Here is a 23,783-nt window from a genome sequence, read left to right on the forward strand (position 1 = left end):
GCTCGATGCGCGGCCGTTTCAATTTGCGGGCGCGTCGTGGGCTTCGTCCAGGTTGTCATCCCCGACGGCGACAGCGGGCGGCGGCAGCACGGAATCGAGCGTGCGCTCGCCCGCGATCAATGCGCGCTTTTGCCGCGCGGTGAGCTGCTTCACCCAATATTCGGCGCGCAACGCCTCCGATCTTCCCTGCAGTTCGAACGACGCCACGACGCGCAGCGGCTTGCGCGCGCGGGTATAGCGCGCGCCCTTGCCGGCGGCATGCGCGACGAAGCGCGCTTCTACATCCGTGGCGATGCCCGTGTACAGGCTGCCATCGGCGCATTCGATGAGATAGAGAAACCAGGGCATGGCCGGGATTATCGCCGAATCGGCGCAACCTTCGAGAGCGGCCACGCCCGACTAAACGACGAATTAAAACTTGCGCGAGAATAGCCCTTCATGCCCGCAAGGGCAAAACTCATCATTCGAGGTCTTCCGTTGAATCGCGAAGTCGAAATCCAGGTGGTCGACACGCTAGAGGACATTTCGCCCGAGGAGTGGAACCGCCTCGCGGGCGCGAATCCCTTCGTCAGTCACGGCTTCCTGTCGGCGTTGCAGGACACGCATTGCGCGGTCAAGCGCACCGGCTGGCGGGCGCATCACCTCATTCTGAAGCGCAACGGCGTCTTCGCCGGCGCCATGCCGCTTTATCTCAAGTCGCACTCGCGCGGCGAATATGTCTTCGACCACGCCTGGGCCGATGCCTTCGAACGCCACGGCGTGCGCTATTACCCCAAGGCGCTCTCGGCCGTGCCGTTCTCGCCGGTGACGGGTCCGCGTCTCATCGCGGCCGAACACGCGGATCGCGTGCTGCTCGCGCGCGGTGCGATCGAGCTTACTCGGCAACTCGACATCTCGTCACTGCACGTGCTGTTTCCGCACGCACAAGACATCGAGGCGCTGAAGGACGCGGGCTACATGTTGAGAGAAGGCGTGCAGTTTCATTGGGAGAATCTGCCGGGCGCGGGCTACGAGAATTTCGACGCGTTTCTCGCCACCATGAGCCACGACAAGCGCAAGAAGGTGAAGCAGGATCGCCGCCGCGTGACCGAAGCGGGCGTGACTTACAAGTGGCTGCGCGGCCGTCAGATCGACAAAAGCGCGCTCGATTTCTTCTATGGCTGCTACGAGAACACGTACAAGGAGCACTGGAACGCGCCGTATCTGACGCGCGAGTTCTTTGGTCAAATTCACGCCGACGCGCCCGACAACATGCTGCTCGTCATCGCCGAAGCGGACGGCGAGCGGCTCGCCTGCGCGCTCAACATGATCGGCGGCGACACCATGTATGGCCGCTACTGGGGCACGCGCGAGTTCGTTTCGGGGCTGCATTTCGAAACCTGCTACATGCAGGGCATCGCGTATTGCATCGAGCACGGGCTGGCGCGCTTCGAAGGCGGCGCGCAGGGCGTGCACAAGATGTCGCGCGGCATGTTGCCCACGCCGACATGGTCCGCGCACTGGATCGCCGACCAGCGCTTTGCTCATGCGATCAGCGAGTTTCTCGATGAAGAAACCGCCGCGATGACGCAGCATATCGAGGAACTCGAAGCGCATACGCCATTCAGGAAGATGGCGACGGATTGAAGCGTGCGGCATGATGACGAGTATCCAAAGGATACGCAAACAATGAAAACCGAATTCCTGAACCTCTACAGCCATGGTTTCGCGCGGGTTGCCGTCGCGGTGCCGGAATGCAAGGTGGCCGATCCATCGTTCAATGTCGGAGAGACCATCGCGCTCGCTCGGCAGGCCGCGCAAAACGGCGCCGTGCTGGTCGCGTTTCCCGAGCTGGGGTTGTCCGCTTATTCGTGCGAAGACCTGTTCCATCAGGACGCGTTGCTCGTCGCGTGCGAGCGCGCGCTGGCCGCGCTCGTGGATGAGTCCCGCTCGCTCGATATCGTCATGGTGGTTGGCTTGCCGTTGCGCGTCGATCACGCGTTGTACAACTGCGCGGCCGTGGTGTCGTCCGGGCGCGTGCAGGGCGTGGTTCCCAAGAGCTTCCTGCCGAATTACGCGGAGTTTTACGAAGCGCGCCAATTCAGTGCCGCCGATTGCGCGTTGGTCGACGAGATCCATCTGCTCGGCGCGGAGGTTCCCTTCGGTTCAGCGCTGCTGTTCGATATCCCGTCGATTCCGTATTTCCGCTTCCACGTGGAAATCTGCGAGGACGTCTGGGTGCCCATTCCGCCATCGTCGTTCGCCGCGCTCGCGGGTGCGACGGTGCTCATCAATCTGTCGGCATCGAATATCGTCGTCGGGAAATCGTCGTACCGGCATCAACTGGTCGGGCAGCAATCGGCGCGATGCATCGCGGCGTATCTCTATTCGTCGGCGGGCAAGGGCGAATCCACGACGGATCTCGCGTGGGACGGGCAGGCGCTCATCTACGAGAACGGCGAGCAGCTCGCCGAGTCGGAGCGCTTCAGCGACGCATCGCACGTCATTTTCGGCGATGTCGATGTCGAGCGGCTGTCGCGCGAACGCATGCATCAGACGACCTTCGCTCAGTCGGCGCGCAGACATCAGGAAGAGGCGCGCAAGTTCCGTATCGTGCGATGTGAAGTGGCCGTGCCCGCGGCGTCCGTGTTGCCCTTGCAACGTGCGGTGCCGCGCTTCCCTTACGTGCCGATCGACGCGAGCAGACGCGACGAGCGCTGCATGGAGGTCTACAACATTCAGGTTCAGGCGCTGGTGCAACGGCTCGCTTCGAGCAATATTTCGAAGGTCGTGATCGGCGTCTCCGGCGGGCTCGATTCGACTCATGCCTTGCTCGTCTGCGCCAAGGCCATGGACCGGCTCGGCCTGCCGCGCACCAACATTCTCGGCGTGACCATGCCCGGTTTTGCGACCAGCGAGCGCACGCTCACCCAGGCGCGCCGGCTGATGGACGTGGTTGGTTGTTCGGCATCCGAAGTGGATATCCGGCCGAGCTGCATCCAGATGCTGAAGGACCTCGGCCATCCGTATTCGACGGGCGAGGAACAGTACGACATCACCTTCGAGAACGTGCAGGCGGGCGAGCGCACGAACCATCTGTTCAGGCTCGCGAACTACAGCAATGGCATTGTGATCGGCACGGGCGACCTGAGCGAACTGGCGCTCGGCTGGTGCACCTACGGCGTCGGCGATCACATGTCGCACTACGGCGTGAACGCCAGCGTGCCGAAGACGCTCATCACGCATCTCGTGCGATGGGTGGCCGAGACGGCGCAGATCGGCAACGACGGCGCCGATGTGCTCAACGATATTCTCGCCACCGAGATCAGTCCCGAGCTCATTCCGGGCAAGGTGAAAGGCGCGCTGGAACAGAAAACCGAGAGCGTGATCGGGCCGTACGAGCTTCAGGACTTCAACCTTTACTACATTCTTCGCTTCGGTTTCCGGCCGTCGAAGGTGGCATTTCTTTCATCGACGGCGTGGGGCGACAAGGACGCGGGCGCGTGGCCTGCCGATGTCGACCTCGTTCATCACGAATACGACCTCACGCAGATCAAGAAGAACCTGCGCATCTTCCTGTATCGCTTCTTCAAGCTGAGTCAGTTCAAGCGGTCGTGTATTCCGAATGCGCCGAAGGTGGGAACGGGCGGTTCGCTCTCGCCGCGTGGAGACTGGCGCGCGCCGAGCGATTCGGAAGCTACGGTCTGGCTCGATGATCTGGAGAATATTCCTGACGCGTCGTGACGTTCGTTGCACGCAGAAAGGGCGTCGTATGCGCGATGAATGCACACGACGCCTTCGAAACCTTCAATCCCGTGGCAACTCGATCACCGCGCCCGACTTCGCCGCGGCCACGATAGCTTCCGTCACGCGCAGGTTCCTGAGCCCGTCGCGGGCCGATACCAGCGGCGCCGCCTCGCCGCGCGTAACCGCGCCGAAGTGCTCCATCTGATGCTTGATGGGGTCGTCCCGCACCATGCCGACGACACCCGCTTCGAACGGCTTCCACCACGAACGGTCTTCATCGCGCGGATAGGTTTTCAGACGCATGGTCGGAATGGCGAGGCTGCCGTTCGTTCCCGCGACGAGATAGCAATCCTCGTCGGCGTAACTCGCGTAAGCCTCGTTCTCTTCGGAGGTCTGCTCCCAACTGCGCGCGCTCGCCGCCGAATCCGAAAGCAGGAACGTGCCGAGCGCGCCGCTTTCGAAGCGCAGATTGATCGCGACCGTATCCTCGACGGCAAAGCCGCGCGCCGCATGCGATAGAAACGCCTGCACCGCGACGATCTCGCCGCAAAGCATGCGCAGGTTGTGAACCTCGTGGATCATGTTGAGCAGGATCGGGCCGCCGCCAGGCTCGCGACGCCAGGGCGCATCCGTGAAGTAATGATCGGGCTTCAGAAACATCGCGCTGCCGGTCACGGCGACAAGGCGCCCCAGCACGCCGGATACGATCACCTCACGGGCCTTCGCCATGATCGGACTATGCGCGCGATGATGGCCGATGAGAATCGGCACGCCCGCTTCATCCGCTGAGCGCACGAGCGCTTCGGCTTCGGCGACGGTCGGCGCAATCGGCTTTTCGAGCAGCATCGGTACGCGCGCGTCGAGGCATTGCAATGCTTGCGGCACATGCAGTTGATTCGGCGTTGCGAGCACCACGCCGTCCGGTTTGTCCTTTGCGAAGAGCTCGTCGAGCGTCGCGTAGATCGGCACGTCCGCCCGTTCCGCGATGGCGCGCGCAGCCGGCGACGGATCGACAATGGCCGACAGCATGCACGTCGCGCTGTTCTCCAGGACGCCGATATGCGCCTGTCCGATATATCCGGCTCCGGCCACGGCGATTCGAGTTCGGGTCATGCTGTGCCTCCTCCTTGGTTTTAGTTCGACGTTGCTCGCGTTCCGAAGCGCCGTCGGGTCGATCCACATCATAAAATCAACCGGCGCGCCTGCAATGCGGACTTGCGATATCGCCGAGGCATCGGCTACGACGCAGCCTTTCGCGTTAAATGCACCAAAAACGCCTGAAAAACAGCCGCATAAGCGCTGAATCGATAACCGGCAGCCTGCTAGAATCAAAAGCATCTGTCCTTCGCGGACACGACCCATTCCGAAGATTCTTGAACTCAAGCGAGGCACGCCATGAAACGTATCACCGCCATCATCAAACCGTTCAAGCTCGATGAAGTCCGTGAGGCGCTCGCCGAAGTAGGCCTGACCGGGCTGACGGTTACTGAAGTCAAAGGCTTCGGCCGTCAGAAAGGACATACCGAGCTCTATCGTGGTGCAGAGTACGTCGTCGATTTTCTGCCGAAGGTGAAGATCGAAGTAGTTGTCGCCAACGATCAAACCGATCAGGTCATCGACGCGATCATCGGTGCGGCGCGCACCGGCAAGATCGGCGACGGAAAAATCTTCGTGGCCGAAGTCGAGCGCGTCATTCGCATTCGTACCGGCGAGGAAAACGAAGCGGCGGTCTGAGCGCTTCGAGGTTTTCCCTGTTCCATCGAGCCCGCTTTTCTCACGCGGGCTCGTCTTCTTCCGCATCGCATGCACCAGCACGATGCGCGTCGCTCGTCCGCTTGACTCCTGCTTGATCTCCAATCCGCCCGACTGAGTGCTGAACTCGGCGCGATTTCGTTGCCGTGCGGTAACATCGAATCCCGTTTACCAATTTGTAAGGATTTTTTGGATGCATCACGCGATCGGCTTCATTCAGGATCTCGCGGTAATCATGGCCATCGCGGGCGTCGTGACGGTGTTGTTTCATCGCATGCGTCAGCCGGTCGTGCTCGGTTATATCGTTGCGGGCGTCATCATCGGGCCATACACGCCGCCGTTTCAGCTGATTCACGACGAAGCCACCATCCAGACGCTTGGCGAACTAGGCGTGGTCTTCCTGATGTTCTCGCTCGGCCTCGAATTCAGTCTGCGCAAACTCTTCAAGGTGGGTGCGACGGCGTTCGTCGCGGCGCTGTCCGAGATCGTGCTGATGATCTGGATCGGATACGAGATAGGCCGCTGGTTCGGCTGGAATTCGATGGATTCGCTCTTTCTCGGCGCGGTGCTGGCGATTTCGTCGACGACGATCATCGTGAAAGCGCTGTCCGAACTCAAGATGAAAGGCGAGCCGTTCGCGCAACTCGTGTTCGGCATCTTGATTGTCGAGGACATTCTCGCCATCGCAATGCTCGTGCTGCTTTCCGGCATCGCGCAGACAGGTTCCGTCACGGCGGGCGTCGCGGCCATCACGCTCGGCAAGTTGCTGCTTTTCATGACCGTGTCGCTCGTGGTCGGCATTCTCATCGTGCCGCGCGCGCTGGATTACGTGGCGCGCGCGAAAAGCGACGAGATGCTGCTCGTCACCGTGCTCGGCTTCTGCTTCGGCTTTTGTCTGCTGGTCGTGAAGCTCGATTACAGCATCGCGCTCGGCGCCTTTCTGATCGGCGCGATCATGGCGGAGTCGAAGAATCTCGCGCGCATCGAGCATCTCATCGCGCCGGTACGCGACATGTTTTCGGCCATCTTCTTCGTGACCATCGGCTTGCTGCTGAATCCGTCCGTGCTCGTCGATTACGCGTGGCCGATCGCGGTCATCACCGTGGCGGTCGTGTTCGGCAAGATCGTATCGTGCGGGCTCGGCACTTTTCTCGCCGGTAAGGACGGGCGCACGGCGATGCGCGTCGGCATGAGCGTCGCGCAGATCGGCGAGTTCTCGTTCATCATCGCGTCGCTCGGGTTGTCGCTCAAGGTGACGAGCGCGTTTCTCTATCCGATCGCGGTCGCCGTCTCCGCGCTCACCACGCTCTTCACGCCATATCTGATTCGCGCCGCCGATCCCATCACCATGCGTCTCGCCCGCGCGATGCCCGCGCCGCTCGCCAACACCTTCGGCCTCTACTCGCAATGGCTCGCGAGTCTCACGCCCGCGACCGGCGGCCCGACGCTCTTTTCGATGACCCGGCGCATCGTTCTGCAGATCGCGGTGAACCTGGCGCTCGTGGCTGCGATTTTTCTGGGCGCGTCGTATTCGGCGCCGTTCGCTTCCGGCTACCTCGCGCGCTGGCTCGAATCGGACAATGCGCAGCGCGTCGTGTTGTGGAGCGCGGCCTTGTTGATCGCGCTGCCGTTTCTGGTGGCGGTGTATCGCAAGCTGGATTCGCTTGCGCTCCTGCTCGCCGAAGTCAGCGTGCAACCCGCGAAGGCCGGACGCTTCACGAGCGCGATTCGTTCGGCCATCTCGGGGCTGATTCCCATCGTCGCCATGTTCGGCGTCTTTCTGCTCGTGGCCGCGCTTTCGGGCGGCATCTTGCCGCCTTTCGGATTGATGGTGGCCGTGCTCGTCTGCGCGGCGTTGCTCTTGACGGTACTCTGGCGCTGGTGCGTGAAGATTCACGCGACCATGCAGATCGCGTTGCGCGAAACCTTCGAGGAGCCGCGCGATCACTGAAGGAATCATCCATTCATTACGATTGCCGCGATAATGTGAGCAAATGTGTGCTGGTTTGCCCCGTCTGTTCGAGAGGCGGATAATCGAAACGTGTTGATTCTTTCCCTGGCGTTCGCGCGCCGGACAACGGAATGAGCGAAAACAAAACCTCGAACGACTCAGGCTCCATCGCAAACGGCGCGGCGCCCGACGCCCGCCGAAGTGGGGCGGATGCATCGGCGGCGGGCGTGGCGCGAGATGGCGCACCTCACGCACCGCAAGCACCTCAGGCACCTCAGGCACCTCAAACGTCAACCTCGCCGGGTTCGGACCCGAGCGCGACCGAGCGGGCATCGACGGATGCGCCTTCGAGCGCTTCGACCGTTGAGCCCGTCGATAAGGCTGCGGCGCGACGGGCCGAGGCACTCGAAGCAAACGCCAAGGTCGCGCCGGAACCGGTCGTGCGCGCGAAGCCTCTCGATGCAAAAGCGAACTTGGCCGAGAGTCTCGAAGCCGCGACCGAGGCGCAAGCGGGCAGCGATATCGAAAGCATCATCGCGGGCACGGAAGCCGAACCCGAACCTCAACCGGTGAAGGCCAGCGTTCTGCCGCCCGAGTTCACCGCCGCGCCGGATTTCGGCACGCTCAATCCGCCGCCCTTGCCGCCGCCCGGTCAGCAGACAGCGGGCGCGACGCAAGCGCCGCCTGCGTATCTCAAGCAATCGGATTCGGCGTGGTCCGTGTTCGGGCGCGTGATCGCCGCGCGTGCGCGACAAATCTTCGACCGGGCAGGGCAGCGCATCACGCAACGCACGTTGAGGATCGGCGTGTCGGCGCGCATTTTTCATCCGGAGCCGGGCGCAAAGGGTTTGCGTGGCAAGACGCTGCAATATCTGGAGGAATCCATCGCGCATTGGGTCATGTCGCGCGATGTGCTCGTGTTCATGATTCCGACGGTCGGCACGCAAGGCATGCTGCACCCGAGCAATATCCGCCTGCGCGACTATGCGAAGAATCTCGACGGGCTGCTGCTTCAGGGTGGCGCGGACGTGTCGCCGCAATCTTACGAGGAGGTCGTGACGCGCCCCGAGTGGCCGGGCGATCGCGTGCGCGACATGTATGAGCTGGAACTGCTGCACGAATTCATCGAGTCAGGCAAGCCGGTGCTCGGCGTGTGTCGCGGCTGTCAGCTCATCAACGTGGCATTCGGCGGCACGCTCTACGGCGATATCGCCACCGAAGTGCCGACTGCGGGCATCCACGTGAACGAGCACTACGATCAGCATCGGCACTCGCTGCGCTTTCCCGATGGCTCGACGCTCGCCAACATGTTTCCGAATCAGCGCGATGCAATCGTCAACTCGATTCACCACCAAGCGGTGAAGTCCCTTGGGCGGGATCTCAACGTCGAGGCGGTCTCGGCGCAGGATGGGATTATCGAAGCGGTGCGGTATCGCAAGGCGCCGTTCGTGGTGGGCGTGCAGTGGCACCCGGAGTTTCATCGCGCGGGCGGATCGGAATTGCTCGATTGCACGCCGCTGCTCGATACGTTTTTGCGCGTGGCGCGGGAGACGCGGTTCTAGGGTATTGGTTTGGACGTGCGTTGGCATCGAGGCCCGCTTCGTAATGAGCGGGCCTTTTTGTTTTGCATGATTGGGGTTGAAGCGCGGATTTGGGTGATAGTCGTCGACGAGCCGGCTTTGGTTCTAAGCGAAACCGAGAATGCATGTCGGAATGATGTACCGCGGCCGTGCAATACGCTCACGCGCGCAAATTCACCGAATCAGAAAGTCACCGCGCCGAACCCACCGGAGGCAGCCCGGCTTCGCTAGCGCGCTGCAACTGATCGACCTGCATCTGCAACGCGCGCAGCTTGCGTTCCGATTCGAGCTTGTCGCTCTGCAGCGCCGCCGATTCCGCCTGCAATTGCTGCTGACGTTCCGACACCTGCGTGTCCTGCTGCTGCGCGAGCGCGAGATCGGCGGATAACCGGTTCGCGCGATTCGCCGACACGGCGATCACGCGGTCGAGCAGCGCTTTTTGCGCCTGCAACTGCAGACGGCGAATCTCGCCATCGGCAAGATCATGTGTCTTGCGCGCGAACTGCGCGTAGACCGATTCGGCGCGATTCTCCTCCTGCGTCTTCACGACGCGCCACGAATGCGAGTCCTGCGACAACGCCACGTAGTAGAGCATCTCTTGCGGCAGAAAATAGAGCCTCGCGCCGTAGCTGCCATTGCGCGTGACGCGCAGCTCGGTCAGTCGGCCCGCCTGCACCATGTCCTGCAGTTCGGCGAGGTTGCTCGCGGAGGGCGACGCGCCATCGCTCTGAAGATCAGAGAGGTCTTCAGGCGATAGCGCCGGTGCGCTGTTTGTTCGATCGGCTTTTGGAGCCGGAGCCGGGCTCGTGGCAGCCGATGCATCGGCGAAAAAAGCAAGCAATCCGGAGAAGAACAAAGCGAGGACAAGTACTGCGTGACGAATGAAACGTAAGTGCATCATGTTGGCTTCATGCCGATAAAGTTAAGCGATTCATCACCGGGCCTGATTGGCCGATGCATTGTCGGGACGTGAAGCGACATTGCTGTCGAGCGTGGGCGAATGCTGGAGCATGGAGTAGAGGGCGGCGATGTTCAGCGGCTCAGTGGTGCGCGGCGCCGCAGTGAGTTGCGTGGGCTTCGTGCTCGCGCCGCGATGTGTCGATGCCGCGTATCGAATAACCGGTTTCGTGGCTGCCCGCTTCGCGCGATGTGCGCCCGCGTTCACGTATCGAGGAGTTCGTGTGTAAGACGCTTTGGCATGTACGGAAACTGGCGCTGGTTCTGTCTCACGCGCATGCGCGGGCCGACTTGCCATGAGAACACGCGCCGCGACAGGCTGCGTTGGGTTGACCGGGCGCGCGGCCGCCGGTTGACTTACCGTGGGCACGCGCGTCGCATCCGCCGGTCTGTCGCGCGACACCGCTTGTCCAATCTGCATCTGTTCTGCGTCATCAACCGGGGGCTTCGACCCGCTTCGTTCCAGCCACTGTTCATGCGCGAACAGCACCCAGACGAACAACGCCGAAACCGCGATGGCAATAGCGGATTTTTCAAAGCTGCCGATGCGGTAAGGCCGCTTGCGTAACGGCGACGGAGTGCGCAGATCGATACGCATGGGCTTTCTTTCCGCAGCCGCATCGACCGGTGCGGCAGACTCTTTCATACGCGACGTAGAAGGACGCGTGGCGCCCTTGGCGAGCTTTCCCCAGATACTCGTCGCTTGATACGGAGAACGCGCATGCAACGAGTCCGACGAGTCGGACATGCGCGAGTACTTGGTATTGAACCGTGCGCCGTAGAGCGGAATCTCGGAGCGCGACGTACTCGGCCGAGCGCGCGCGGGCGACCACTCGCGGCCGAATTTCAGCGATGGATCAGCGAGCGGGCGTACCGTTGGCAGGCGTAAATTGCCTTCCACGACGATCAGAGGCTCGTTCATGAGTGTTCCAGGTGGATGCGCCGATGCGCGCACGATTGGGACGTGCGGGCATCGGCCCGAGGTCAGCTAGATTGACTCGCGATCATACGAAACAGCACTGAACTAAACGACCAGACTTATCCTAATGATTCGATCTTAAAAGGAATGCTTATTGACAGAAGGCCGCTTCTATGTCGGAAGCATTGCTTGCGAGCCGCATTTAATCCAGAGAGAGCGTGTAGCGCAACGAGAACAAATCGAGGCCCGCCATGTTGTCGGCTTGACGCGAAGTGAGCCTCCATCCGCGCGACTCGTAAAAGCCGATAGCCGCCGCGTTGTCTTCCAGCACGTAAAGGTGCAGTTCGCGCGCGCCACGTGTGCGCGCCCAGCGTGCGGCTTCGGCGAGCATCGCGGTCCCGGCGCCAAGGCCTTTGTGCCCCGGCAGCGCATGCAGATTGTCGACGAGCACGCTGCCCGTGTCGTCCGGTTCGACGAGACATACGAAACCCACCGGCTCACCCGCATGTTCGGCGATCAGCACGCGACCCGCGCCGGCCTCGATTTCCCGCATACGGGTTTGCCAGTGCGCGGCGCGCTCGGCGTGAATATCCCGATCGAGATAGACATCCGGCACGATGCCGCGATAGGTGGCCACCCAACTGCGCGTGTGCATCGACACGATCAGAGCGGTGTCGGCCGGCGTTGCGGTCCTGAAAACGATAGCTGAATTTGTAGGCTTGGAGATAGGCATATGTAAGCTATTGTTAATCTTCTTTTGAGTGATGTTGACCGAAGTTGCGTGCAGAGAAACGTCCGCAGGCGTTAAGATTGAGGCACTCGTGAATTTACAAAAGAATTACGGGTAAACCCTAATCAAGCGAAAACCCTTCGCCACCGGCCAGAAGCGGTTCGCGAACCGCGATGCGTCGTTCAGCCTGATTCGAGAAAGTCCATGTCCACGACTCACGTTGCACCCGCCAATGAATCGAAGTTCAAGACGGTTTTCCGCGTCGTCAGCGGCAACTTCCTTGAAATGTACGACTTCATGGTTTATGGCTATTACGCCTCCGCCATCGCCAAAACCTACTTCCCGAGCGGCAACGAGTTCGCCTCGTTGATGCTCGCGCTGTCCGTATTCGGCGCAGGCTTCCTCATGCGTCCGGTCGGGGCGATCGTACTCGGCGCGTACATCGACCATCACGGGCGGCGCAAGGGCCTCATCCTCACGCTGATGCTGATGGCTATCGGCACCGCCTGCGTCGCGCTAGTGCCGGGCTACGCCACCATCGGCGCGATTGCACCGATCATCGTGCTTCTCGGGCGGCTTCTGCAGGGCTTCTCGGCGGGCGTCGAGCTCGGCGGCGTGTCGGTGTATCTGTCCGAGATCGCGACCAAGGGCAACAAGGGCTTCTATTGTTCATGGCAGTCGGGCAGCCAGCAAGTGGCTGTCGTGTTCGCCGCGCTCATCGGCGTGGTCATGAACCAGTTGCTGCCCGCCGACCAAATGACGGCGTGGGGCTGGCGCGTGCCGTTTTTGATCGGCTGCCTGATCGTGCCGTTCCTCTTCATCATCCGCCGTTCGCTGCGTGAGACGGACGAGTTCCTGGCGCGCAAGCATCGTCCAGGCATGGCCGAGATCGCGCGCTCGATCGCAACAAGCTGGCCGATCGTGCTCGCGGGCATGGGCATGGTCATCATGACGACCGTGTCGTTTTACATGATCACCGCCTACACGCCGACCTTCGGCAAGGAAGTGCTGAAGCTGTCTTCCATCGATGCACTCGTCGTCACCGTATGCGTCGGGCTCTCCAACCTCGTCTGGCTGCCTGTCATGGGCGCGTTGTCGGACCGCATCGGGCGTCGTCCGGTGTTGCTGTTCTTCACCATTCTGACCATTCTCACGTCGTATCCGGCCGTGCAATGGCTCGTCGCCGATCCATCGTTCGGGCGGCTCCTGATCGTCGAACTGTGGTTGTCGTTCCTCTACGGTAGCTACAACGGCGCGATGGTCGTGGCGCTCACGGAAGTCATGCCGGTCGACGTGCGCACCACCGGCTTCTCGATGGCCTACAGTCTCGCGACGACCATCGGCGGCTTTACGCCTGCCATCTCGACCTATCTGATTCACTCGACCGGCAATAAGGCCGCGCCGGGCTTGTGGATGGGTCTCGCGGCCATCTGCGGTCTGATCGCCACGCTCGTGCTGTATCGCTCGCCGGAAGCGCGCAATCAGTACAAGACAGCCTGACGTCCGTAGCTGGCTGAAATAAAAATCCCTCGTCGCGGCGAGGGATTTTTTTGCATCGACGAAACCTGCGGGCATCACTCGCGCAGTGCCGCCACGACCTTTTCGACCACGCCGTGCCAGTCGCCGGGCACCTGCTGCCGCACGAGCCGCGCGCGCGCATACCACACGCATGTCGCGCCGCTGATACCCCAGCGCCAGTCGGCCGCGAACGGCAGCATGACGATGACCGGTTTGCCCAGTGCGCCGGCCAGATGCGCGATCGAGGTATCGATCGACACCACGGCGTCGAGTCGGTCGACGATGGCGGCGGTATCGGCGAAATTTTTCAGCTTGCCTTCGAAGCGATGCGCCGACTTCGCGTTCGGATGCTTTTGCAATGTGTCGCGCTCGTGTTCGGTGAGAAAAGGCTGCAGCACGACCCAGTCGATGCCTTCGAGCGCCAACAGCGGCGCGAGCGCTTCGACCGGCATGGAGCGCGTTTCGCCCGGCTGCAGCCTTCCCGACCACGCGATGCCGATCTTGCGCTTCGCCTGCCCGCCGATCGACCCGCGCCACTTCCGGCGATAGTCGGCCGGAATCACGAGATAGGGCGTGCGTGCCGGGATCGCCTCGGGCGTCGTCATGCCGAGCGCGAGCGGCAGGCTGAGGAGCGGACAGAACGCATCGGCGACGATGCGCACGCCTTCCGTCCTGCCGACGAGCTCGATGCGCGCCGCGTGTGCCGCCGGCGCGATCAGCGGCACCAGCGACGCTTGTACTTCGAGCACAAGCTTGCCGACGCGCTTGGCCGCAAACGCCACGAGGCGCACGAATTGCAGGGTGTCGCCGAAGCCTTGTTCGGAGCGCACGAGCAGGGTCTGCTGCGGCAGCGGCTCGCCGTTCCAGCGCGGCAGCGGCGGGGCGTCGTCGGCGCCCGGCGTCTTGAGCCGCCATTCGTAAGCGGGCAGGCCGCGCTCGTAATCGCCGAGCGCGAGTAGCGCGAGACCACGGTTCAGATGCGCGGCGGGCATGTGCGGGTCGAGCCGCAACGCCTGATCGAATGCGCGGATCGCCGCGGCGGGCGATGCGAGCGCGAGCTGCGAATTACCGAGACACAGCCACGCCACGCCGTACTTCGGGTCCAGCCCGACCGCGCGCTCATAGCTCACGACCGCTTCGTGGTGGCGATTGAGCTTGGCAAGCACGTGGCCAAGTCCGAAGTGCGCCGGGGCAAAGCGCGGCTGCAAGCTGAGCGTCTTGTGCAGCGCGGGCAGCGCTTCTTCAGGGTGCCCGGTCTTGTCGAGCAGATTGCCCAGGTTGAAATGCGCGGCGACGTAATTCGGCTCCGCGTCGATGGCCGCGCGAAAATGCGCGACCGCGCCGACCGAGTCGCCGAGTGCGTTGAGCGCCATGCCGAGATTGTTGTGCGCGCCCGCGTGGCGCGGCCGTAAATCGAGCGCGCGGCGAAACGCGCGCGCGGCATCCGCATGACGATCAAGCGACGCCAGCGCGTTGCCGAAGTTGTTCCACGCGGCGGCGTCTCGTGGCTGCAGACGCAGCGCTTTCTCGAAGGCATCGGCGGCGTCTTCATGGCGGCCGACCGCCGTGTACGCGTTGCCGAGGTTGTACTGCGCGAGTGGAAAGCCCGGTTCGAGCGTGAGCGCGTTACGAAAACGCTCGATGGCGTCGTCGATACGGCCGAGCGCCTTGAGCGCGTTGCCCAAGTTGAGTTGCAGACCGGCATCGGTCGGACGCAGGTCTACCGCGCGGCGCACGAGAGAAGCCGCTTCCTCGTGCTGGCCTTGTTGATGGCGCAGCACGCCGAGGTAGTGGAGCGCGTCGACGTGAAGGGGTTCGGCGGCGAGCGCGGCCTGATAGTCGCGCTCCGCCTCGGTCAGGCGGCCGTCACGATGGGCCGCGAAGCCGCGGGCAAATACGGTGTCCATGACGGGAAGTTTGTGCAAAACACGCGTATTTTCCCACACTGGCCCGAGCGATTTCCGCCTGTACGGTTGACATGTCGCGTCGATGGTCCTTAACATGTGAACACCTATTCATATGTTGACGATCAAGTCGTGGCTTCGACTCCACTGAATCCTGCTGGCGGCATCACTTCGGATGACCGCGTCGTACCGCTTGCCGACCTGTTTCGCTTGCTTGGCGACCCGACGCGCTTGCGCATCGTGCTCGCGTGTGTCGCTGAAAGGCGCGCGGTGGGCGCGATCGCGGAGGGGCTCGGGTTGTCGGGTTCGCTCGTGAGCCATCACTTGCGGCTCCTGCGCGCGGCGCGGATCGTGCGGGCCGAGCGGCAGGGCAAGCAGGTTTTTTACGTGGCGGCGGATCGCCATATCAGCGGGATGCTCGGCGAATTGCTGGAACACATTGCCGAGCCGCAGCCGCAGGACGCGACGGATATCGACTGATCGAACGAATCACGGGCACCACGATGAACAAGCAAACGCAGCACGACCACGAAGACCACGTTCACGCGGGACATGACCACGCCGGTCACGAGCATGCCGGCGACGACCACGCCGGTCACGACCACAAAGGTCACGACCACAAAGGTCACGACCACAAAGGTCACGACCACAAAGGTCACGACCACGGCGCGGGAGGACATCATCACCATCACGCGCCGCAGGCCGGACAAGGGCGCACGTTCGCGCTGGCAGTCGGCCTGAACGTGCTGATCGTGATCGTGCAGGCCGTCTACGGCTTTCTCGCGCATTCCACCGCGCTGCTCGCCGACGCCGGTCACAATCTCTCCGACGTGCTCGGTCTCTTGCTCGCGTGGGGCGCGGTATGGCTCGGCACGCGCCGGCCGAGCGCGCGCTATACCTTCGGCCTCGGAAGTTCGTCGATACTCGCCTCGCTTGCCAATGCCGCGCTTCTGCTTTTCGCGTGCGGCGCGATCGTGCTCGAAGCCGTCCAGCGTCTGCTGAATCCGGCGCCCGTCGCGGGACTCGACGTGTTCATCGTCGCGACGCTCGGCATGGTCGTCAACGGCTTCTCGGCGTGGCTCTTCATGCGCGGCAGCAAGGAGGACCTCAACGTGCGCGGCGCCTTCCTGCACATGGCCGCCGATGCCGCGATCTCCGCCGCCGTCGCCGTGAGCGGCCTCGTCATCCTCTTCACGGGCATGAGCTGGCTCGATCCGGTGATGAGCATCGTCGTGGTCGCGGTGATCGTCTATGGCACGTGGGGCCTCGGGCGCGACGCGATGCGCCTTGCCATGGCAGCCGTGCCGCCGAGCGTGGATCTGGCGCGTATCGAAGGCTATCTGACGCGCTTGCCCGGCGTGCGTAACGTGCACGACCTGCACGTGTGGGCGCTGTCCACCACGGAGAACGCGCTCACCGTGCATCTCGTGATGCCGCAAGGCCATCCCGGCGATGCCTTCGTGCAGGGCGTCGTGACCACCTTGCGAAGCGACTACTCGATGCATCATTCGACCTTGCAAGTGGAACTCGGCATGAGCTGCCACGAGTGCGTACTGCAGCAGGAACGCGCGCACGCGCATTGAAGGCACGGCCGCGCGTGTGCGCCGAGGTCGGCGCCCAGGTCCACCGAGGCGCGGCCACGGCGTACACTCGACAACGTGACGTTTCAGGGAGGACCGCATGTTTGCGCCAAAGCTGAATCCGAACGACAAGCTGGATGTCGCGCCCGTTCTGATCGTCGGCGCCGGTCCCACGGGACTCGCCGCCGCCATGAGCCTTTCGCGCGCGCATATTCCCGTGCGGCTCATCGACCGCGCGCACGAGCGCTCGCCGTATTCACGCGCCATCGGCATTCAGGCGCGCACGCTCGAACTGCTGGAACAGCATCGCGTCGTCGAGCCGTTTCTCGAACTCGGGCACCGCTCGCGGGTGGCGAACCTCTATTCGAACGGTCAGCGCCTCGCGCGGCTCGACTTCGATCCGCTGCAGACGCGCTATCCCTATCTTCTGTTTCTCGATCAATCCGAAACCGAACGCCTGCTTGCCGGGCATCTCGAAAGCCAGGGCGTGACGATCGAGCGCGGCGTCGAACTCGTCGATTTCAATCAGGGCGCGGCGGGCGTGCAAGCCACCTTGCGACACGCCAATGGCCGCGATGAGATCCTGCGCCCGTCCTACATGATCGCCGCCGATGGCGCGCATAGCTTCGTGAGGCATCGGCTGGAAATCGGCTTCGACGGCAAGACGTTCGACCAGACCTTCCTGCTCGCCGACCTGCAGGCCGATTCCGACTGGCCCGACGACGAACTCCATATCTTCGCGTCGGGCGAAGGCCTCGCCGCGCTCTTTCCGATGAGCGATGGCCGCGCGCGTCTCATCGCCGACTTGCCCGCGCCCGTCGACGACAAGGAGAAGGCAGGGCCCACTATCGAGGAATGCCGCGCGATCGTCGAGCGGCGCGTGCATCATCGCGTCACGCTGTCGGATCTCACGTGGTCGGCGTACTTTCATGTCAATAGCCGCATGGTGGATCGTCTGCGCGTGGAGCGCATTTTCCTTGCGGGCGACGCCGCTCACGTTCATAGCCCCGCAGGCGCGCAAGGCATGAACACGGGCATTCAGGAAGCGTTCAATCTCGGCTGGAAACTCGCGCGCATGCTCGCGGGCGGTGCACCCGAACGCCTGCTCGACAGCTATCACGCGGAACGGCATCCGATCGAGCGCGACGTGCTGCGTCAGTCGAACATGCTGTTGCAGATGGCGGGCGCGGAACACGGCCCGATGAAGCTCATGCGCGATCACGTCATGCCGATGCTCGCCGCCATCGGCCCGTTGCGCGATGCGATGCGGCGCACGGTGAGCGAGCTTTCGATCAACTATCGCAAGAGCCCGCTCACGCTGGAGCGTCTGCTCGATGGCGGTCCGCGCGCCGGCGAACGCGCGCCCGATGCACGCGTGCATGTCGTCGATGGCCCGCTCGGCCGCTTGCCGGGCGTCGGCTGTCTCTACGACCTGCACGATCCGGGCTGCTTCTCGCTGTTCCTGCTGCTGAACCCGTCGGGCGAGGACGACATCGCGCTGGCGCCGGCGACCATCACCGTGGCGCACGCGATGCGCGATCCCGATCTCGACGGCCTCGTGCGCTCCATCGAAGCGCTCATGCCGAATGCCGTGCGCGTATGGCGTATCACCGATACGCAAGGCGAAGGTGCGACTTCGCTCACCGACAATTACGGGCGCACGCGTCCCGCGTTCTATCTCGTGCGGCCGGATGGTTATATCGCGGCGCGCGGGCGGGCGCCTTCGGACGTCCACTCGTTGCTGCGCCACTGCGAGACGTGGTTCAGCGCACAGGGCGCGGATAACAACGAGCCACCCGCGCACGAGTATCGCGAGTAAAACGAAAAACGCCCTGCCGCTCGTGAAAGCGGGCAGGGCGTCGGTACGACGCCATCGCTTAGGTTAAGCCGGCACTTTCGGCTGAAGATCGTCCTTATGCGCGGTCAATGCCTCGCGCAGAATTGGCAGCATCGACGCGCTCGCCTCCGGATTGTCGAGTGCGGCAAGAATCGCGAGCCGCATGCGCGGTTCCCAGAAGCGGCGTATGTGATCCGCCACGCCATCGACGGCCTCGGGGCGATCCGGCATCGAATCGAAAAACTCGCCGATGCGGTTCGCCATGTCGATCAGGTTATCCACGTCCATGCGTCATTTCCCCGTAGTCGCCGCGACATCGCGCATGTTGAGCAGTTCGAGCTGCTGCGTGTTGAAGCGCGAATATTCCTTTTGCCATTGCGACGGTTGTTCCACCGGCATGACCTGCACCGCCGTGACCTTGTATTCAGGACAGTTGGTGGCCCAGTCCGACGAGTCCGTGGTGATCACGTTCGCGCCGGATTCCGGGAAGTGGAAGGTCGTGTAGACGACGCCCGGCTGCATGCGCTCGGTGATCTTCGCGCGCAGCACGGTTTGTCCCGCACGCGATTCGATACCAACCCAGTCGCCCGTCTTGATGCCGCGATCTTCCGCATCGACCGGATGAATTTCCAGACGGTCCTCGTCGTGCCACTGCGAGTTCTCGGTGCGACGCGTCTGCGCGCCGACGTTGTACTGCGACAGAATGCGCCCGGTCGTCAGCAGCAACGGATATTTGCGCGTGACCTTCTCCGGCGTCGCCACGAACTTGGTGATGACGAAGCGTCCCTTGCCGCGCACGAATTCGTCGATATGCATGGTCGGCGTGCCTTCCGGCGCACGCTCGTTGCACGGCCACTGAATGCTGCCGAGCTCGTCGAGCTTCTCGTAGGACACGCCGTGAAACGTGGGCGTGAGTCGCGCGATCTCGTCCATGATCTCTGACGGATGCGTGTAGTTCATCTCGTAGCCAAGTGCGCGCGCGAGCTTGATGGTCACTTCCCAGTCGCCAAGGCCGGGCAGCGGCGGCATGACCTTGCGCACGCGCGAGATGCGGCGTTCGGCGTTGGTGAAGGTGCCGTCCTTTTCGAGGAAGGTCGAGCCTGGCAGCAGAACGTGCGCGTACTTCGCGGTTTCGTTCAGGAAGATGTCCTGCACGACGATGCATTCCATCGCCGAGAGCGCGTCGGCGACGTGCTGCGTGTTCGGGTCCGACTGGACGATATCCTCGCCCTGACAATAGAGGCCCATGAAGGTGCCGTGCGCGGCGGCATCGAACATGTTCGGAATGCGCAGACCCGGTTCCGGCTGCAGCTTCACGTCCCAGGCTTCCTCGAAGAGGGCGCGCGTCGCGGCATCGCTGATATGCCGATAGCCCGGCAACTCGTGCGGGAACGAGCCCATGTCGCACGAACCCTGCACGTTGTTCTGTCCGCGCAACGGATTCACGCCGACGCCTTCGCGGCCCACGTTGCCCGTGACCATCGCCAGGTTGGCGATGCCCATGACCGTGGTCGAGCCTTGCGCGTGTTCGGTCACGCCGAGACCGTAGTAGATCGCGCCGTTGCCGCAGTTCGCGTAGGCGCGCGCGGCTTCGCGCACGAGCTTCGCGGGCACGCCCGTGACGGCCTCCATCGCTTCGGGCGAGTTCTCTTCGAGCGAGACGAAATCGCGCCATTGCTGGAACGCGCGCGTTTCGCAGCGTGCGGCGACGAAGGGTTCATCGACCAGTCCTTCGGTCACGATGGTATGCGCGAGCGAGTTGACCATCGCGACGTTGGTGCCCGGCCGCAATTGCAGATGATGCGACGCCTTCACGTGCGGCGTATCGACGATATCGATGCGGCGCGGGTCGATCACGATCAGTTGCGCGCCTTCACGCACGCGCCGCTTCAGCCGCGAGCCGAAGACCGGATGGCCGTCCGTGGGATTTGCGCCGATCACGACGATGACATCGGATTTCTCGACCGACGCGAACGTCTGCGTACCCGCCGATTCGCCGAGCGTGGACTTGAGGCCGTAGCCGGTCGGCGAATGGCAGACGCGCGCGCAGGTATCGACATTGTTGTTGCCGAACGCCGCGCGCACGAGCTTCTGCACGAGATAGGTTTCCTCGTTGGTACAGCGCGACGAGGTGATGCCGCCGATGGAATCGCGCCCGTACTTGTCCTGAATGCGGCGGAATTCGCTTGCCGCGTAGTTGATCGCTTCGTCCCACGACACTTCGCGCCACGGGTCGGTGATCTTCGCGCGGATCATCGGCTTCTTGATGCGATCCTTGTGCGTGGCGTAACCCCACGCGAAGCGGCCCTTCACGCACGCGTGGCCTTCGTTGGCCTGGCCGTTCTTGTTCGGCGTCATGCGCACGACGGTGTTGCCTTTCATCTCGGCCTTGAGCGAGCAGCCGACGCCGCAATACGCACACGTCGTGATGGCCGAATGCTCCGCCTGACCGAGCATGATGACGGTCTTTTCCTGCAAAGTCGCGGTCGGGCACGCGGCGACGCATGCGCCGCACGACACGCACTCCGACTCCATGAACGGCACGTTTTCGCTTGCCGCCACGCGCGATTCGAAACCGCGCCCGGCGATGGTCAGCGCGAACGTCCCTTGCGTTTCTTCGCACGCGCGCACGCAGCGATTGCAGACAATGCACTTCGACGGATCGTAAGTGAAGTACGGATTCGATTCGTCCTTCTTGTCCTTCAGATGGTTCGCGCCTTCGTAGCCGTAACGCACTTCGCGCAAGCCGACCACGCCCGCCATGTCCTGCAGTTCGCAATCGCCGTTGGCGGGACAGGTGAGGCAATCGAGCGGGTGATCGGAAATGTAGAGTTCCATCACGTTGCGGCGCAGCGACTGCAGCCGGTCGGTCTGCGTGCGGACCTTCATGCCCGCTTCCACGGGCGTCGTGCACGAAGCCGGATAGCCGCGCTTGCCCTCGATCTCGACGAGACACAGGCGGCACGAACCCCACGGTTCGAGCGAATCCGTGGCGCAGAGCTTGGGCACGTTGATGCCCGCTTCGATGGACGCGCGCATCACCGACGTTCCCGCCGGCACCGTGACCGCTTGGCCATCGATTTCCAGCGTCACGTCGATATCCGCGTGACGCAGCGGCGTGCCGTAATCGGTTTCGTCGAACGGGTCGCGGCGCTGAACCGAGGCCGCGCTCTTGCATGCGCAATTGCCCGAGCCGCAGCCGTTGATGGTGTTGGACATGTTCTTGTCTCCCTTGCTTTAGGCCGCTTTTCGGGCGGGCGTGCGGGGCAGCCCGAAATCTTCGGGAAAGTGATCGAGCGCGGACAGCACCGGGAACGGCGTCATGCCGCCCATTGCGCAGAGCGAGCCGGCGACCATGGTGTCGCACAGTTCGCGCAGCAGCGTGATCTGTTTCACCGACGTATCGCCGTCGCGAATCTTGCCGATGACCTCTTCACCGCGCGTCGAGCCGATGCGGCACGGCGTGCACTTGCCGCACGATTCGAGCGCGCAGAAGTGCATCGCGTATTGCGCCAGTTCGGCGAGGTTCGAAGTGTCGTCGTGGATCACGAGACCGCCGTGGCCGACCACTGCGCCGACCTTTGCGTATTCCTCGTAGTCGAGCGGAATATCCCACTGGCTTTCCGGCAAATACGTGCCGAGCGGACCGCCCACCTGCACCGCGCGCGCCGGACGGCCGCTCGCCGTGCCGCCGCCGTATTCATGAATCAGTTCGCGCAGGCTTACACCGAACGCGAGTTCGACGAGTCCGCCTTGCTTGACGTTGCCCGCGAGCTGGAAGGGTAGCGTGCCGCGCGAGCGTCCCATGCCGAAGTCGCGATAGAACGCAGCGCCTTTCGCAAAGATGATCGGCACGGTGGCGAGCGTGATGACGTTGTTGATGACAGTTGGCCTGCCGTACAAACCGACGAGCGCGGGCACCGGCGGCTTCGCGCGCACGATGCCGCGCTTGCCTTCGAGCGATTCGAGCAACGCCGTTTCCTCGCCGCAGACATACGCGCCCGCGCCTTTCGCCACGTACAGGTCGAACGCATGCGAGGTGCCGAGCACGCTCGCGCCAAGCCAGCCGGCATCGCGCGCGCGCTCGATCGCCCGATTCAGGGTGGCGATGGCATGCGGATACTCGCTGCGCACGTAGATGTAGCCCTTGGTCGCGCCCGTCGCCACGCCCGCGATGATCATGCCTTCGATCAGCATGAACGGATCGCTCTCCATGACGAGGCGGTCGGAGAAGGTGCCGGAGTCGCCTTCATCCGCATTGCAGACGATGTACTTCTGGTCCGCATACGCGCCGCGCACGGTCTTCCATTTGATGCCGGCGGGGAATGCCGCGCCGCCGCGTCCGCGCAGGCCGGAATCGACGAGCGCTTCGCACACCGCGTCGCCGTTCATGTCGAGCACTTGGCGCAGGCCCGCAAGTCCGCCGAGCGCGGTGTAATCGTCGATGGAAAGCGGGTCCGTGATACCGATGCGCGCGAACGTCAGCCGCTGCTGCTTCTTGAGGTACGGAATGTCGTCGACCAGGCCGACGTTCTTCGCGTGGACGCCGCCTTCGTGGAAAGAGGCATCGAAGAGGGCGGCGATATCGTCTTCATCGACATTCGAATAACCGATACGCCCTTGCGGCGTTTCCACTTCGACGAGCGGTTCGAGATAGAAGAGGCCGCGCGAACCGTTGCGCACGATCTGCACGTCGATGCCGCGCTTGTCCGCTTCGCTTTCGATGGCCTTCGCAATACCTTCCGCGCCCAATGCCAGCGCGGCGGAATCGCAGGGAACGTAGATGCGCGTCATGCCGTCACCTCTGTCTTCTGGCTTTGTTCGCTCGCTGCCTTGTATAGGCGGTCGAACTTCTGCGGCGTGACGCGCGCGTGAATCTCGCCGTTGATCATCATCGACGGCGACAGCGCGCATTGGCCGAGGCAATACACCGATTCGAGCTCGGTGCCTTCGGCATGACCGCTGTCGAAACGGCATCCGGTATGCCCTTCGATGTGATCCTTCAGCGCTTCGGTGCCCATGCTGCGGCAGGCTTCCGCGCGGCACAACTGCACGGTCACGCGCGCGGGCGGCGCGCTTCGAAAGTGATGGTAGTACGTGATCGTGCCGTGAACCTCCGCACGCGACAGCGACAGGACGCGCGCCAGCGGCGCGACGACTTCTTCCGGCACGAAGCCGGTTTCGTCCTGGATGGCATGCAGGATGGTCATCAAGGTGGCGTCGTGCACGGCATGGCGGCGCACGAGGTCTTCAGCGGCAGCGGCGGACAACGGCTGCGTGTGTGTCATGGGGCTCCTCCAACGCTCGGTATATGTTTTATTAGTGCATA

At 63.1% G+C, this 23,783-nt stretch carries 19 protein-coding genes; 9 read left to right on the plus strand and 10 right to left on the minus strand.

Annotated elements, in window-relative coordinates; genetic code table 11:
• Nucleotides 1-18: 18 nt before the first annotated feature.
• Nucleotides 19-348 (minus strand): GIY-YIG nuclease family protein, encoded by a 330-nt coding sequence (locus tag ACYQ47_RS25375; protein WP_459907492.1) that lies wholly within the window; start codon nucleotides 346-348, stop codon nucleotides 19-21.
• Between the two features lie 129 nt (nucleotides 349-477).
• Between ACYQ47_RS25375 and ACYQ47_RS25380 the strand changes: the two genes are divergently transcribed.
• Together ACYQ47_RS25380 and ACYQ47_RS25385 are read left to right on the plus strand one after the other, a co-directional pair.
• Complete coding sequence (locus tag ACYQ47_RS25380; protein WP_250509372.1) at nucleotides 478-1,626, plus strand: GNAT family N-acetyltransferase; 1,149 nt, start codon at nucleotides 478-480, stop codon at nucleotides 1,624-1,626.
• Between the two features lie 42 nt (nucleotides 1,627-1,668).
• A complete protein-coding gene (locus ACYQ47_RS25385) occupies nucleotides 1,669-3,723 on the plus strand; it encodes an NAD(+) synthase (protein ID WP_459907494.1) in 2,055 nt (684 codons plus the stop codon).
• A gap of 63 nt (nucleotides 3,724-3,786) precedes the next feature.
• Here ACYQ47_RS25385 and ACYQ47_RS25390 read toward each other — a convergent pair whose 3' ends face one another.
• A complete protein-coding gene (locus tag ACYQ47_RS25390) occupies nucleotides 3,787-4,839 on the minus strand; it encodes a Gfo/Idh/MocA family protein (RefSeq protein WP_459907496.1) in 1,053 nt (350 codons plus the stop codon).
• A gap of 282 nt (nucleotides 4,840-5,121) precedes the next feature.
• Here ACYQ47_RS25390 and glnK point away from each other — a divergent pair, with 282 nt between their 5' ends.
• The 3 genes from glnK (at nucleotide 5,122) to ACYQ47_RS25405 (ending at nucleotide 8,991) form a co-directional block, all read left to right on the plus strand.
• On the plus strand, nucleotides 5,122-5,460 hold the full coding sequence (glnK, locus tag ACYQ47_RS25395; protein WP_086969848.1) for a P-II family nitrogen regulator: 339 nt from the start codon (nucleotides 5,122-5,124) through the stop codon (nucleotides 5,458-5,460).
• Nucleotides 5,461-5,671: 211 nt separating this feature from the next.
• Nucleotides 5,672-7,429 (plus strand): cation:proton antiporter, encoded by a 1,758-nt coding sequence (locus tag ACYQ47_RS25400; RefSeq protein WP_250465342.1) that lies wholly within the window; start codon nucleotides 5,672-5,674, stop codon nucleotides 7,427-7,429.
• A gap of 131 nt (nucleotides 7,430-7,560) precedes the next feature.
• On the plus strand, nucleotides 7,561-8,991 hold the full coding sequence (locus ACYQ47_RS25405) for a gamma-glutamyl-gamma-aminobutyrate hydrolase family protein (RefSeq protein WP_459907499.1): 1,431 nt from the start codon (nucleotides 7,561-7,563) through the stop codon (nucleotides 8,989-8,991).
• Nucleotides 8,992-9,199: 208 nt separating this feature from the next.
• Here the strand turns inward: ACYQ47_RS25405 and ACYQ47_RS25410 are convergent, their stop codons facing one another.
• The 3 genes from ACYQ47_RS25410 to ACYQ47_RS25420 form a co-directional block, all read right to left on the minus strand.
• Nucleotides 9,200-9,910 (minus strand): DUF2968 domain-containing protein, encoded by a 711-nt coding sequence (locus tag ACYQ47_RS25410; RefSeq protein WP_459907501.1) that lies wholly within the window; start codon nucleotides 9,908-9,910, stop codon nucleotides 9,200-9,202.
• Between the two features lie 33 nt (nucleotides 9,911-9,943).
• The gene (locus tag ACYQ47_RS25415; protein WP_459907503.1) at nucleotides 9,944-10,888 is read right to left on the minus strand and encodes a hypothetical protein; all 945 of its coding nucleotides are present in this window, start codon (nucleotides 10,886-10,888) and stop codon (nucleotides 9,944-9,946) included.
• A gap of 199 nt (nucleotides 10,889-11,087) precedes the next feature.
• Nucleotides 11,088-11,618, minus strand: a complete 531-nt coding sequence (locus ACYQ47_RS25420; protein ID WP_309962658.1) for a GNAT family N-acetyltransferase — start codon at nucleotides 11,616-11,618, stop codon at nucleotides 11,088-11,090.
• A gap of 201 nt (nucleotides 11,619-11,819) precedes the next feature.
• Between ACYQ47_RS25420 and tcuC the strand changes: the two genes are divergently transcribed.
• On the plus strand, nucleotides 11,820-13,115 hold the full coding sequence (tcuC, locus tag ACYQ47_RS25425; protein ID WP_244825947.1) for an MFS transporter: 1,296 nt from the start codon (nucleotides 11,820-11,822) through the stop codon (nucleotides 13,113-13,115).
• Between the two features lie 74 nt (nucleotides 13,116-13,189).
• Here tcuC and ACYQ47_RS25430 read toward each other — a convergent pair whose 3' ends face one another.
• Nucleotides 13,190-15,040 (minus strand): tetratricopeptide repeat protein, encoded by a 1,851-nt coding sequence (locus ACYQ47_RS25430; RefSeq protein WP_459907505.1) that lies wholly within the window; start codon nucleotides 15,038-15,040, stop codon nucleotides 13,190-13,192.
• Nucleotides 15,041-15,169: 129 nt separating this feature from the next.
• Here ACYQ47_RS25430 and ACYQ47_RS25435 point away from each other — a divergent pair, with 129 nt between their 5' ends.
• From ACYQ47_RS25435 to ACYQ47_RS25445, 3 genes are all read left to right on the plus strand, one after another.
• Nucleotides 15,170-15,517 carry an ArsR/SmtB family transcription factor gene (locus ACYQ47_RS25435; protein WP_244825944.1) on the plus strand — a complete coding sequence of 116 codons (348 nt, stop codon included), beginning with the start codon at nucleotides 15,170-15,172 and terminating at the stop codon, nucleotides 15,515-15,517.
• Between the two features lie 23 nt (nucleotides 15,518-15,540).
• A complete protein-coding gene (locus ACYQ47_RS25440; RefSeq protein ID WP_459907508.1) occupies nucleotides 15,541-16,620 on the plus strand; it encodes a cation diffusion facilitator family transporter in 1,080 nt (359 codons plus the stop codon).
• A gap of 97 nt (nucleotides 16,621-16,717) precedes the next feature.
• Entirely contained in the window at nucleotides 16,718-18,436 is a 1,719-nt protein-coding gene (locus tag ACYQ47_RS25445) for an FAD-dependent monooxygenase (protein ID WP_309844056.1), read from the plus strand.
• A 63-nt stretch (nucleotides 18,437-18,499) separates the two neighbouring features.
• Here ACYQ47_RS25445 and ACYQ47_RS25450 read toward each other — a convergent pair whose 3' ends face one another.
• The 4 genes from ACYQ47_RS25450 to ACYQ47_RS25465 are packed head-to-tail and all read right to left on the minus strand — an operon-like array spanning nucleotide 18,500 to nucleotide 23,742.
• A complete protein-coding gene (locus ACYQ47_RS25450; protein WP_250526121.1) occupies nucleotides 18,500-18,742 on the minus strand; it encodes a formate dehydrogenase subunit delta in 243 nt (80 codons plus the stop codon).
• A 3-nt stretch (nucleotides 18,743-18,745) separates the two neighbouring features.
• A complete protein-coding gene (gene fdhF, locus ACYQ47_RS25455) occupies nucleotides 18,746-21,673 on the minus strand; it encodes a formate dehydrogenase subunit alpha (protein ID WP_250509361.1) in 2,928 nt (975 codons plus the stop codon).
• Between the two features lie 18 nt (nucleotides 21,674-21,691).
• Complete coding sequence (locus ACYQ47_RS25460; protein WP_459907511.1) at nucleotides 21,692-23,248, minus strand: formate dehydrogenase beta subunit; 1,557 nt, start codon at nucleotides 23,246-23,248, stop codon at nucleotides 21,692-21,694.
• Entirely contained in the window at nucleotides 23,245-23,742 is a 498-nt protein-coding gene (locus ACYQ47_RS25465; protein WP_309962669.1) for an NAD(P)H-dependent oxidoreductase subunit E, read from the minus strand. Before ACYQ47_RS25465 ends, ACYQ47_RS25460 begins: the two co-directional genes overlap by 4 nt.
• Between the last annotated feature and the right edge of the window lie 41 nt (nucleotides 23,743-23,783).

This window comes from Caballeronia sp. HLA56, from assembly GCF_054655155.1.